The organism is Massilia endophytica, from assembly GCF_021165955.1.
GTDB classification, from domain to species: Bacteria; Pseudomonadota; Gammaproteobacteria; order Burkholderiales; family Burkholderiaceae_D; genus Rugamonas; species Rugamonas endophytica.
The window spans coordinates 3079321-3091250 of record NZ_CP088952.1; the positions used below are offsets into that span (position 1 = coordinate 3079321).

The 11930-nt window shown below is 65.4% G+C and carries 10 protein-coding genes; 2 read left to right on the forward strand and 8 right to left on the reverse strand.

From position 1 onward, the window contains the following. Positions 1-21: 21 nt before the first annotated feature. Together LSQ66_RS13930 and LSQ66_RS13935 are read right to left on the reverse strand one after the other, a co-directional pair. Positions 22-1983, reverse strand: coding sequence for an ATP-dependent DNA helicase (locus LSQ66_RS13930; RefSeq protein ID WP_231770109.1), 1962 nt, complete (start codon positions 1981-1983; stop codon positions 22-24). A 98-nt stretch (positions 1984-2081) separates the two neighbouring features. Then, positions 2082-2282, reverse strand: a complete 201-nt coding sequence (locus LSQ66_RS13935; protein ID WP_231765802.1) for a YdcH family protein — start codon at positions 2280-2282, stop codon at positions 2082-2084. Between the two features lie 113 nt (positions 2283-2395). On the opposite strand from LSQ66_RS13935, the gene LSQ66_RS13940 reads away from it, so the two are divergent. Beyond that, positions 2396-3202 carry a PP2C family protein-serine/threonine phosphatase gene (locus LSQ66_RS13940; RefSeq protein WP_231765803.1) on the forward strand — a complete coding sequence of 269 codons (807 nt, stop codon included), beginning with the start codon at positions 2396-2398 and terminating at the stop codon, positions 3200-3202. On the opposite strand, the gene LSQ66_RS13945 is transcribed toward LSQ66_RS13940, so the two are convergent. From LSQ66_RS13945 to LSQ66_RS13970, 6 genes are all read right to left on the reverse strand, one after another. Further along, the gene (locus tag LSQ66_RS13945; protein ID WP_231765804.1) at positions 3195-3905 is read right to left on the reverse strand and encodes a hypothetical protein; all 711 of its coding nucleotides are present in this window, start codon (positions 3903-3905) and stop codon (positions 3195-3197) included. The genes LSQ66_RS13940 and LSQ66_RS13945 overlap by 8 nt on opposite strands. Before the next feature lie 18 nt (positions 3906-3923). After that, entirely contained in the window at positions 3924-5021 is a 1098-nt protein-coding gene (zapE, locus tag LSQ66_RS13950) for a cell division protein ZapE (protein WP_231765805.1), read from the reverse strand. Positions 5022-5074: 53 nt separating this feature from the next. Beyond that, positions 5075-6505, reverse strand: coding sequence for a dihydrolipoyl dehydrogenase (gene lpdA, locus LSQ66_RS13955; RefSeq protein WP_231765806.1), 1431 nt, complete (start codon positions 6503-6505; stop codon positions 5075-5077). A gap of 4 nt (positions 6506-6509) precedes the next feature. Further along, a complete protein-coding gene (locus LSQ66_RS13960; protein WP_231765807.1) occupies positions 6510-6848 on the reverse strand; it encodes a PspC domain-containing protein in 339 nt (112 codons plus the stop codon). Between the two features lie 119 nt (positions 6849-6967). After that, positions 6968-8227 carry a 2-oxoglutarate dehydrogenase complex dihydrolipoyllysine-residue succinyltransferase gene (gene odhB / locus LSQ66_RS13965; protein ID WP_231765808.1) on the reverse strand — a complete coding sequence of 420 codons (1260 nt, stop codon included), beginning with the start codon at positions 8225-8227 and terminating at the stop codon, positions 6968-6970. Between the two features lie 61 nt (positions 8228-8288). After that, entirely contained in the window at positions 8289-11144 is a 2856-nt protein-coding gene (locus LSQ66_RS13970; RefSeq protein WP_231765809.1) for a 2-oxoglutarate dehydrogenase E1 component, read from the reverse strand. 305 nt (positions 11145-11449) lie between these two features. Between LSQ66_RS13970 and LSQ66_RS13975 the strand changes: the two genes are divergently transcribed. After that, positions 11450-11836 (forward strand): BlaI/MecI/CopY family transcriptional regulator, encoded by a 387-nt coding sequence (locus LSQ66_RS13975; RefSeq protein ID WP_231765810.1) that lies wholly within the window; start codon positions 11450-11452, stop codon positions 11834-11836. Positions 11837-11930 lie beyond the last annotated feature (94 nt).

An 11930-nucleotide genomic window follows, 5' to 3' on the forward strand; every position in this document is an offset into this window, starting at 1 on the left:
CGGGGTCTGTCCCCTCTGCCGCTACTGTTCTGGGGAGAAGAAGGCGATCACCTCGGCGGCGTCGCGGGTGCGCTTGAAGGGGGGCAGGCTCTGCCAGATGCGGCGGCCGTAAGGTTTGGAGATGACGCGCGGGTCGCACAGCATGAGCACACCCCGGTCCGTTTCGTCGCGGATCAGGCGGCCCGCGCCCTGCTTCAGGTTGATGATGGCTTCCGGCAGGGTGTGGTGCATGAAGCCGTTCAGCCCCTGCCGCTCCATCACCTCGATACGCGCCGCCAGCACGGGATCGTCCGGCGGAGCAAACGGCAGCTTGTCGATAATGACCAGGGACAGGGCGTCGCCCCGCACGTCCACGCCTTCCCAGAAGCTCTGGCTGCCGATCAGCACACCGTTGCCCGCCTTGCGGAACTGGTCGAGCAGCTCGGTGCGGCCGCGGTCGCCCTGCACAAAGAGGGGGAAGCGCAGGCCGCGCTTCTCGAACTCGTCGCGCAGGCGCTCGGCGGCCCGCTTCACGGCACGTAAAGTGGTGCAAAGCAGGAAAGTCCGGCCGCCCGCCGCCTCGATGATGGGCAGGGCGCAGTCCAGCACGGCGTCCGTATAGCCGAGGGAATTGGGGTCCGGCAGGCCTTGCGGCACATACAGCATGCCCTGCTGCTCATAATTGAAGGGGCTGGGCCAGGTGCGGGCGACCTCGCCGGTCAGGCCCATCTGCTCGGAGAAGTGCTTGAAGTCGTTCTTCACGGCCAGGGTGGCCGAGGTGAAGATCCAGCTGCGCGGCACGCCTTCGCGCTGGCTGTTGAAGATGGGCGCGATGGACAGGGGCGTCTTGTGCAGCTGGAGGGAGCTGGTATAGGCCTCCACCCAGAACACGGCTTCCTCGCCCGGCGCCACCTTGGCCTTGGGGTCGTATTTCCAGTTATCGAGCTTCTGCTGCAGTTCGTGGCCGCGCACCCGGCACTGTTCCAGGGTCTCGGCGCGCTCGGCCTGCTTTTCCAGCACGGCCAGCAGGCCCGCCAGCTGCTCGCGCAGGACATCCAGCGCCGGGAAGAAGTCGCTGGAGGGTGCAATCTGTGGCAGCGAGAGGCGCACCACGTCCTGCGGGAAGGTCAGGCGCAGGTCGCGCGCCGCCTTTTCCACCACGGACACTGTCTTGCCCCAGTCCGCGCCGTCGCGGGCGTGCGCCAGGCCTTCGGCCAGCACGTCGCGGCACAGTTCCAGCACCTGGGAGGTGGAGAAGGTCTCGCCGAAGAAGAGGGTCGCCGTGTCCGGCAGCTGGTGCGCCTCGTCGAAGACGATGGTGTTCGCCGAGGGCAGGAGTTCGGCCACGCCCGTGTCCTTCAGGGCCACGTCGGCGAAGAACAGGTGGTGGTTGACCACCACCACGTCCGCCTGCTGCGCCTCGCGGCGCGCCTTCATCACGAAGCAGTCCTGGTAGTACTGGCACTCGGCGCCCACGCAGTTTTCGCGGGTCGAGGTGACGAGGTTCCAGACCGGCGCGGTTTCCGGCACGCGCGCCAGTTCGGCCTTGTCGCCGGTGCTCGTCATCTTCAGGAAGCGGGAGATCTCGCGCAGGTAGCCCACGTCCTCGCGCGAGGTCATGCGGCCGTTCTGCAGGGTGCGTTCCAGGTGGTAGTGGCACAGGTAGTTGCCCCGCCCTTTCAGCAGCGCCACCGACACGGGCGCCTGCAGGGCGGCGCGCACGGTGGGAATGTCGCGCAGGAAGAGCTGGTCCTGCAGGTTCTTGGTGCCGGTGGAAATGATGGTCTTGCCGCCCCACATCAGGGCCGGCACCAGGTAGGCGAAGGTCTTGCCGGTGCCGGTGCCCGCCTCGGCGATCAGGGTCTGCTGCTCGGAAATGGCCTGGGCGATGGCCTTGGCCATCTCCGTCTGGGATTTGCGGGGACGAAAACCGCCGACCGCCGGCCCCAGCGGGCCGCCGGCGCCGAACAGGCGCTCGATGTCGGCGTCGTGCTTGCCGGGCATGGCAGGTACGCCTGCTTCGCCTTGCGGCGGCAGCTCGGGCAGCGGAAGTGAATCGGTCAAAATAGGATCAGGTGGGGCAGCGGCGCATCGGGCGCCGGTCAGGCCGGAACATCAGGCACCAATTGCATTTTCAGCAAGGTGATATAGTCTTTCAGTTGCAGCTTGCGCTTTTTGAGGCGACGCAACTGCAGCTGATCGTGGTGGCCATCCAAGGTGAGCATCTCAATCACCGCGTCCAGGTCCCGGTGCTCGACGTCCAGTTCGATGATACGGCGCTTGATTTCTTCTACGTTGGTCATGAGCTTCGAAAAGTGTTTCGCGTGGACAACATGCGCTTGCGGCTAAACCGTCTTACAGTGCATAGTTTAACTCAGGTAAGCACCAGAAAGAAGCAGCAAGGACTTCCTCCACAATGAGCGCCTATAAAATCGAGGCCGGCACCGCGCAGCATCTTGGCAGCCGTCCGCAGCAAAACGACCGCGCCGCCCTGTTCACCGCTCCGCACGCCCCCGGCTATGTGCTGGCCGTGGTGGCGGACGGCGTGCATGGCGGCGCCGTCGCCTCTGAACAGGCCCTGCACACGGCAAGGCAGCTGTTCGACGAGTACAAGGTCGGCGACGCGCCGAATCCCGCCCGGGTGGCGGAGCTCCTGCGCGGCATCGCGCAGGAGGCGCACGACATTCTCCTGATGAACGCCATCAGCAGCAGCGCCGAGCCCCAGGCCACGCTGGCCCTGCTCATGCTCACGCCGCAGCAGCAGGCCATCTGGGCCACCGTGGGCGACACCCGCATCTACCGCTTCAGCGGCGGCGCCTGCACGGGCCGCAGCAACGACACGGACTACGTGGAGCACCTGGTGCGCAACGACGGCCTGCCACCCGATGCGGCGCGCAAGCACCGCAGTTCGCGCCTGCTGGCCAATGTACTGGGGAACAAGTTGAAGAAGCCCTTCGTGAGCACCGGCACGCAGGAGAACCTGAAGGCGGGCGACGCCTTCATGCTGTGCAGCGACGGGCTGTGGCAGTACTTCACGGACAGCGAGCTGGCCACGGTGGTGGCGCGCAAGACGCCGCGCGAGGCGGCAGAACTTCTCATCAACAAGGCGGGGGAACGCGCCCAGGGCAAGGGCGACAACTGCACCATGGCGATCGTGAAGCTGGCGGCCCTGCCGAAGGAAGTGCCGACCTACACCGTGCAGAAGCTGCGCAAGGCTATCTAGCTCCGGCCTTCGCGCGGGCCGCTTCGATGGCGGCCTGTTTCGCCGCTTCCGCCTCCGCGCGGCGGCGGCGCTTCTCTTCCTTCTCCGCCAGGCGCCTGGCGACGCGCGCCTGCCTGCGTTCCGATTCCTCCACGCGGCGCTGGTGGTCCTCTGCGTTCTGGGCGCGCTGCGGCGCTTCCGCCGCATCCTGCGCCTGCTGGCGCTTCACCTTGGCGTCGTGTTCGGCCTGGCGCTGCACCGGCGTGACGGCGGCGGGACGCGCCGGCGCGCGTTCTGCCGGCTCCTCGCGCGGCGCAGGCGCAGGCTGGGCGGCACGGGCCGCCTCTTCCGCCGCATCCTGCTGCGCGCGGTCCTCCAGCTCGCGGTCGCGCTGGTCAACGGCGTACTTGCGCTTGAAGTAGTTGGCTTCGATCTCGATGGCGCGCAAGCCGGCCAGGCGCTCGCGGCGCACTTCCTTGGCCTTGTCCACGCAGGCATTGACGAAGAATTTCGTGTAGCAGACCTGCTCTGCGGCGCTGAATTGCGCTTCCACGGCCTCGCGGTCCTGCTTCACCTGGGCCAGGCGGGAATCGGCCTGCTCGACCGAGTGGCTGGGCGGCACGGCGGGCGCGCCGATGGGCATCTGGCCCAGCTTCTGCGCCATCGCCGGCATGGTGATCGCGGCCAGCACGGCGGCGCACAGCAGTTTGATTGGTTGCGGCATCTTGTTCTTGTCCCCGTTTCAGGCCAGTGCGGCGGCTGCGCCGCGCTGCGCCTTCTCCATGTACTCGCGCGACTGCATCTCCACGATGCGCGACACGGTACGGTGGAATTCATTGGCCAGCATACCGCTAGTGTACAGCTCCTCCGGCGGCACTTCGGCCGACATGATCAGCTTCACGCCCTGGTCGTAGAACACGTCGATCAGCCAGGTGAAGCGGCGCGCCTCGGAGGCCATACCGGCCGACATCATCGGTATCCCGGACAATATCACGGTATGGAAACGGCTGGCGATTTCGAGGTAGTCGTTCTGGGAACGCGGTCCGCCGCACAGGGTGGCGAAATCGAACCACACCGTGGTGCCCGCGCGTCGCAGCGCCGCGATCTCGCGGCCCTCGATATGAATATGCCTGTCCTCGTCCGAGGTTTCGGCGACGCGGGTAAAGGCATCGCGCAGGGCCTGGTCGGTGGCGGCATTGAGCGGCGTGTAATAGGCCTGCACCTGTTCCAGGGCGCGGCCCCGGTAATCGACACCGGCGTCCACGTTCAGCACATCCATCTTCTCCTTCAGCAGGGCGATGGTGGGCAGGATGCGGTCGCGGTGCAGCCCGTCGGGATACAGGGTCGAGGGCTCGTAGTTGGAAGTCATGATGAAGGACACGCCGTTGTCGTACAGCGCCCGCATCAGGTTGTACAGGATCATGGCGTCGGCCACGTCCGATACATGGAATTCGTCGAAGCAGATCAGGCGGTACTTCTTGGCGATGCGCCTGGCCACTTCGTCCAGGGGATCGGCCACGCCCATCAGCTCGTCGAGCTGGATGTGCACGGCGCGCATGAATTCGTGGAAGTGCAGGCGCGTCTTGCGCACCACGGGCACCACGGAATAGAAGGCGTCCATCAGGAAGGACTTGCCGCGCCCCACCCCGCCCCACATGTACACGCCGCGCGGCACATCGGGACGGTTCAGGAAGCGCTTGAAGCCGTTCGAGCGCTGGGCCTTGTATTCCACCCACTCGTCATAGCACTGCTGCAGGCGTTCCACGGCGCGGCGCTGGGCTTCATCAGCCTTGAAATCGCGCTGTTCAAGCGCATGCTGGTAGTACTCTAGGACGTTCATGGGAAGAGACAGAAGCCCCAACGCCCGCCGTAGCGGGCGCCGGGCGGAGGGACTTAGAAGTTCAGCGTGCGCTTGTCGACGGCCAGCGCGGCTTCCTTCGTTGCTTCGGACAGCGAAGGGTGAGCGTGGCAGATGCGCGCGATGTCTTCGGCGGAGGCCTTGAACTCCATCGCCACCACGGCTTCGGAGATCAGCTCGGAAGCCATCGGGCCGATGATGTGCACGCCCAGGATCTCGTCGGTCGCGGCGTTGGCCAGGAACTTCACCATGCCCGAGGTATCGCCCAGCGCGCGCGCGCGGCCGTTGGCCAGGAAGGGGAAGGTGCCAGCCTTGTAGGCCACGCCTTCAGCCTTCAGCTGCTGCTCGGTCTTGCCGACCCAGGCGATTTCCGGCGAGGTGTAGATCACCCAAGGAATGGTGTTGAAGTTGGTGTGGCCGTGCTGGCCGGCGATACGCTCGGCCACGGCAACGCCCTCTTCTTCCGCCTTGTGCGCCAGCATCGGTCCGCGCACCACGTCGCCAATCGCCCACACGTTCGGCAGATTGGTCTTGCAGTCGCCGTCCACGGCGACGAAGCCGCGCTCGTCCAGCTGCAGGCCCGCCTTGTCGGCGCCCAGGCCGTTGGTGTTCGGGGTGCGGCCGATGGACACGATCAACTTGTCGAAGGTCGCGTTCTGCGCTTCGCCCTTGGCGTCGGTGTATTTCACGGTGACGTCGTTCTTGCCCGCGGTGACGCTCTCGATCTTGCAGCCCAGGTTGATGCTCAGGCCCTGCTTGGTGAACATCTTCTGCGCTTCCTTGGCAATCTGCTCGTCGACTGCGCCCAGGAAGGTTGGCAGGCCTTCCAGCACGGTGACCTTGGAGCCCAGGCGGCGCCATACGGAGCCCATTTCCAGGCCGATCACGCCGGCGCCGATCACGCCCAGATTGGCAGGCACCTCGTCGATGGACAGCGCGCCGGTGTTCGACAGGATCAGCTTCTCGTCGAACGGAGCGCCCGGCAGAGCGCGCGCGTTGGAGCCGGTGGCCACGATGATCTGCTTGCCGGTGATGGTGTCGGTGGTGGGACCGCTGATGGCGATCGGGTAGCCTTCGGCGCCAGCCGCGCCGGCGAATGCGCCGCGGCCGTGGAAGAAGGTGACCTTGTTCTTCTTGAACAGGAAGAGGATGCCGTCGTTGTTCTGCTTCACGACGGTGTTCTTGCGCTTGATCATCTGGCCCAGGTTCAGGGACAGGCCAGCCACGTCGATGCCGTGCTCCTTGAAGGCATGGCCGGCGTGCTCGTAATGTTCGGAGGACTGCAGCAGGGCCTTGGACGGAATGCAGCCCACGTTGGTGCAGGTGCCGCCCGGTGCGGGGCCGCCCTTTTCGTTGGCCCACTCGTCGATACAGGCCACGGAGAAGCCCAGCTGCGCGGCGCGGATGGCCGCGATATAGCCGCCGGGACCGGCGCCGATCACTACTACGTCGAATTGTTTGCTCATTGTCTTATTTTCCAATCAGTTCGTCCTCGGGGACGAATATCCACAGGAGGATGTAGATCACCGCGCCGAAGCCGAAGGAGATGGTGAAGAGCGCGAACACCAGGCGCCAGATCCAGGAATCGACACCGGACGCGCGCGCGAGGCCGCCGCAGACGCCACCGAGCCAACGGTCGGTGCGCGAACGGCGCAGGCTGGAGAACTCGCTGGCGAAGTCGCCGCCGCCCGGCGCAGCGGGCGGCGCGCCGTTCAGCAGGCGCTCCTTGGCGCGGGCAAATTCTTCGTCGCTCAGGGCGCCGGCCTGGTGCAGCTCGTGCAGGCGTTTGATTTCTTCGGATACGCTCATTGAAACCTCTCACTTCAGTGGGGGTGAACTACAGCGCTAACGTCGCTCCCGCAGCAGCGGGAGCCCAGGGGTGAGCCGCGGACGGCACTCCTGGGCCCCCGCCTGCGCGGGGGTGACACTTACAGGTCCAGCAGCAGGCGGGCCGGATCTTCCAGCGCTTCCTTCATCGCCACCAGGCCCAGCACGGCTTCGCGGCCGTCGATGATGCGGTGGTCGTAGGACATGGCCAGGTAGTTCATCGGACGGATGACGATCTGGCCGTCTTCCACCACGGCGCGGTCCTTGGTCGCGTGCACGCCCAGGATGGCCGACTGCGGCGGGTTGATGATCGGGGTCGATAGCATGGAGCCGAAGGTGCCGCCGTTCGAGATGGAGAAGGTGCCGCCCGTCAGGTCTTCCAGGGTCAGCTTGCCTTCCTTGGCCTTGGCGCCGAACTCGCCGATCTTCTTCTCGATCTCGGCGATGCTCATCTGGTCGGCATTGCGCAGGATAGGCACCACCAGGCCGCGCGGCGAACCGACGGCGATACCGATGTCGAAGTAGCCGTGGTAGACGATGTCGTTGCCGTCCACGGAGGCGTTCAGGATCGGGTACTTCTTCAGCGCGGCCACGGCCGCCTTCACGAAGAAGGACATGAAGCCCAGCTTCACGCCGTGCTCTTTCTCGAACTTGTCCTTGTACTTGTTGCGCAGGTCCATGACCGGCTTCATGTTCACTTCATTGAAGGTGGTCAGGATGGCGTTGGTGGACTGCGATTCCACCAGGCGCTCGGCGATACGGGCGCGCAGGCGGCTCATCGGCACGCGCTCTTCCGGACGGTCGCCCAGGTTGGCGACGGCAGGAGCGGCCACTTTCGGCAGCGCGGCCTTGGCGGCCGGTGCGGCCATCGGTGCGGGCGCTGCGGGCTTCGGTGCGGCGGCGGCAGCCAGGGCGTCGCCCTTGGTCACGCGGCCGTCCTTGCCGGAACCGGCAACGTCGGAAGCGGACAGGCCGGCTTCGGACAGAATCTTGGCGGCGGCCGGCATGGCCACGTCGCCCTTCGAACCGCCGGTGGCGGCAGCGGGAGCGGCGGCAGGAGCCGGTGCGGCGGCTGGCGCAGGCGCGGCAGCGGCGGCCGGCGCGGCGGCCTTGGCGGAGGCGTCGGTGTCGATGATGGCGATCACTTCGCCTGCGACGACGGTTGCGCCGTCATTCTTCAGTACCTGGACCACCACGCCCGCGTCCGGGGCCGGCAGTTCCAGCACGACCTTGTCGGTCTCGATGTCGATCATGTTCTCGTCGCGCGCAACGGCGTCGCCGACTTTCTTGTGCCACGAGAGCAGGGTCGCTTCCGCGACGGATTCGGACAGCTGGGGGACTTTAACTTCGATTTGTGCCATGTATTACTCCGTAAATTCGATGTGCGTAGGCGCCGCCTGCAAGGCAGGCGGCGCGCCGTGATTATTTGGTGAGGATAAAGCCCTTCAGCTTCGAGAACGCCGTTTCGAGCAGCTCTTTCTGCTGCGCGTAGTGCTTGTCGTAGTAGCCGACAGCCGGCGAGGCGGAAGCGGGACGGCCGGCATACGCCAGGCGCTGGCCCGATTCCATCGATTCGAAGATGTTGTGCTGGATCTGGAACCAAGGGCCCTGGTTCTGCGGCTCGTCCTGCGCCCACACCACTTCCGTCGCGTTCGGGAACTTCTTCAGTTCGGCGGCGAAGGCCTTGTGCGGGAACGGGTACAGCTGCTCGATACGCACGATGGCGGTATCGGTCTGGCCGCGGGTCTTGCGGGCGTTGGCCAGGTCGTAATACACCTTGCCGGAGCAGGCGATCACGCGCTTGACCTTCTTGGCGTCGATTTTCTCGTCGACTTCACCGATCACGGTCTGGAAGGCGCCCTTGGCCAGTTCGGCCAGCGGGGAGCCTGCATCCTTGTTACGCAGCAGCGATTTCGGGGTCAGCACGACCAGCGGCTTGCGGAACTGGCGCACCATCTGGCGGCGCAGCAGGTGGAAGATCTGCGATGCGGTGGTCGGCTGCACCACCTGCATATTGTTGTCCGCGCACAGCTGCAGGAAGCGCTCGGGGCGTGCGGAGGAGTGCTCCGGACCCTGGCCTTCGTAGCCGTGCGGCAGCAGCATCACGAGGCCGGAGGCGCGGCCCCACTTCACTTCGCCGGAGCTGATGAACTGGTCGATCACGACCTGGGCGCCGTTGACGAAGTCGCCGAACTGGGCTTCCCAGATGGTCAGGGTGTTCGGCTCGGCGGTCGAGTAGCCGTATTCGAAGCCCAGCACCGCCTCTTCGGACAGCACGGAGTCGATCACGGTGAACGGCGCCTGGCCTTCGGAGATGTTCTGCAGCGGCACGTAGGTGCCCGCATCCCAGCGCTCGCGATTCTGGTCGTGCAGCACGGCGTGGCGGTGGGTGAAGGTGCCGCGGCCCGCGTCCTGGCCGGTCAGGCGCACGGCGTAGCCGGAGGACACCAGGGAAGCGTAGGCGAGGTGTTCGCCCATGCCCCAGTCCAGGTTCAGCTCACCACGGCCCATGGCAGCGCGGTCGGCCAGCACTTTCTCGACCAGGGAGTGCACCTTGAAGCCTTCCGGCACGGTGGTGACGCGGGTGGCCAGGCGTTTCAGTTCCGTCAGCGGCACGGCGGTATCGGCCGCGTCGGTCCACTTGCGGTTCAGGAAGGGCAGCCAGTCCACGGCGAACTTGTTCTTGAAGTTCGAGATGACCGGATCGACCGTGTGCTTGCCGGCGTCCATGGCGGCGCGGTAGGCGGCCACCATCTGGTCGCCGCCGTCGGCCGCGATCACGCCCTGGGCGGCCAGCTTGTCCGCGTACAGCTTGCGGGTGCCTGGGTGCTGGGCGATCTTCTTGTACATCAGCGGCTGGGTCAGTGCAGGCGTGTCCTGCTCGTTGTGGCCCAGTTTGCGGTAGCAGATGATGTCGACCACGATGTCCTTCTGGAACTGCACGCGGTAGTCCAGGGCGATCTGCGAGGCCAGCACCACGGCTTCAGGGTCGTCGGCGTTCACGTGCAGCACCGGGGCTTCGATCATCTTCACGACGTCGGAGCAGTAGATGGTGGAGCGCGCGTCGCGCGGATCCGAGGTGGTGAAGCCGATCTGGTTGTTGATCACGATGTGAACCGTGCCGCCCGTGCCGTAGCCGCGGGTCTGCGCCAGGTTCAGGGTTTCCATCACGACGCCCTGGCCAGCGAAGGCGGCGTCGCCGTGCACCAGGATCGGCAGCACCTGCGCGCCGGCCTTGTCGCCGCGGCGGTCCATGCGGGCCTTGACGGAGCCTTCCACCACCGGATTCACGATCTCCAGGTGGGAAGGGTTGAACGCCAGCGACAGGTGCACAGGGCCGCCTGCGGTAGCGATGTCGGAGGAGAAGCCCTGGTGGTATTTCACGTCGCCAGCCGGCAGGTCGTCGGCGTGCTTGCCCTCGAACTCCTCGAACAGGTCCTTGGGCGCCTTGCCCAGGGTGTTCACCAGCACGTTCAGGCGGCCGCGGTGGGCCATGCCGATCACGATTTCCTGCACGCCCTTCTCGCCGGCGCGCTGGATGATCTCGTCGATGGAGGCGATGAAGGTCTCGCCGCCTTCCAGCGAGAAGCGCTTCTGGCCGACGTACTTGGTGTGGAGGTAGCGCTCCAGGCCTTCGGCCGCGGTCAGGCGCTCCAGGATGTGCTTCTTCTTCTCGGGCGTGAAGTTCGGGGTCGAGCGGATCGACTCGAGGCGCTCCTGCAGCCAGCGCTTCTCGGCCGGGTCGGAGATGTACATGAACTCGGCGCCGATGGAGCGGGTGTAGGTGTCGCGCAGGAAGTTGGTCAGGTCGCGCAGGGACGCGGTCTCCGGACCGAAGTAGGTATTGCTGATATTGAACACGGTGTCCATATCGGCGTCGGTGAAGCCGTACGATGCAGGCTCCAGCTCAGGAATATTGGGACGTTCCTGGCGCTGCAGCGGGTCCAGGTTGGCCCAGCGCGAGCCCAGGTAGCGGTAGGCGGCGATCAGCTGGGTGGCGGCCACGCGCTTGCGGCCCATTTCGGCGTCGCCCGAGGCCGTCACGGTGCGGATCGGGCCCTGCTTCGCGCGTTCGGCGAAGGAGGCGATCACGGAGGCGTGGGCCACGTCGGGTTTGTTGGAGCCGTCGACGGCCGGCACGTGCTGCATGGCGTCGAAATAGGCGCGCCAGTTGTCTGGCACGGAACCTGGGTTGGCCAGATACGCCTCGTAGAGTTCTTCTACGTACGGCGCATTCCCACCAAACAGGTAGGAGTTGGACGTGAGTTGCTGCATCATTCTTGCTCACCTTTCTTCGCGCTTCGCGAGGAATTAGCGGGTTAGTCTAACCTTCCGCGACACGGCCTGACCGGTTAGCGGATTGCACATCAAGTTGTGGGGGAAGGGCTGTGGTACTTTTCTCGTTACAAAAACGGTTGTTTAGGATAGCACGCGGCATTGTATACGGACAACCGCCGCGTGAGGAAAAATAGGCAGTCCCGGCCATCCTGCAATGCCGGAAAATTAACATTTCGCGGCCCGGCTAGACATTTTGATCTAGATAATTTATTCTACTTCCATCCCCTCCCCTTGAGAGATGCGCCATGAGCACCCCTGCCCTGCCGAAACCGACCGCCGCCGAACTGGAGATGCTGCGCCTGCTGTTCGCCCTCGGCCCGTCCACCGCGCGCCAGGTGCACCAGGCTGCCCTGGACAATAAACCTGAGACCACCTACGCCAATGTGCTGCGCCAGCTCCAGCTGATGCACGCCAAAGGCCTGCTCACGCGCGACGAAAGCCAGCGTGCCCACGTCTATGCGCCCGCCCAGGAACAGGAGTCGGTGCAGACCAATCTGCTCAAGGAACTCATCCATAAAGCCTTCGCGGGCTCGGGCAAGGCCCTCGTGCTGGCCGCGCTCAAAGGCGGCCATGTCAGCGCCAAGGAAAGGGCCGAAATCCAGGCCCTCCTGGACGAAGACCCTGAAAAATAAGGCTTCCGGGCTCAGCAGTTGACCAATTGGACGGCGCTCCCCCGCCCTTTCATGCACACTATCCACATGAAATGAACGACGCCTGCCTGCCGGG

Excerpts from the sequence above, each read along its gene's own strand:
- odhB (WP_231765808.1), bottom strand. The coding sequence starts at position 8,227 with ATGGCACAAATCGAAGTTAAAGTCCCCCAGCTGTCCGAATCCGTCGCG.
- LSQ66_RS13960 (WP_231765807.1), bottom strand. The coding sequence starts at position 6,848 with ATGAGCGTATCCGAAGAAATCAAACGCCTGCACGAGCTGCACCAGGCC.
- LSQ66_RS13940 (WP_231765803.1), top strand. The coding sequence starts at position 2,396 with ATGAGCGCCTATAAAATCGAGGCCGGCACCGCGCAGCATCTTGGCAGC.
- LSQ66_RS13930 (WP_231770109.1), bottom strand. The coding sequence starts at position 1,983 with ATGCCCGGCAAGCACGACGCCGACATCGAGCGCCTGTTCGGCGCCGGC.
- LSQ66_RS13935 (WP_231765802.1), bottom strand. The coding sequence starts at position 2,282 with ATGACCAACGTAGAAGAAATCAAGCGCCGTATCATCGAACTGGACGTC.
- LSQ66_RS13945 (WP_231765804.1), bottom strand. The coding sequence starts at position 3,905 with ATGCCGCAACCAATCAAACTGCTGTGCGCCGCCGTGCTGGCCGCGATC.
- zapE (WP_231765805.1), bottom strand. The coding sequence starts at position 5,021 with ATGAACGTCCTAGAGTACTACCAGCATGCGCTTGAACAGCGCGATTTC.
- LSQ66_RS13975 (WP_231765810.1), top strand. The coding sequence starts at position 11,450 with ATGAGCACCCCTGCCCTGCCGAAACCGACCGCCGCCGAACTGGAGATG.
- lpdA (WP_231765806.1), bottom strand. The coding sequence starts at position 6,505 with ATGAGCAAACAATTCGACGTAGTAGTGATCGGCGCCGGTCCCGGCGGC.
- LSQ66_RS13970 (WP_231765809.1), bottom strand. The coding sequence starts at position 11,144 with ATGATGCAGCAACTCACGTCCAACTCCTACCTGTTTGGTGGGAATGCG.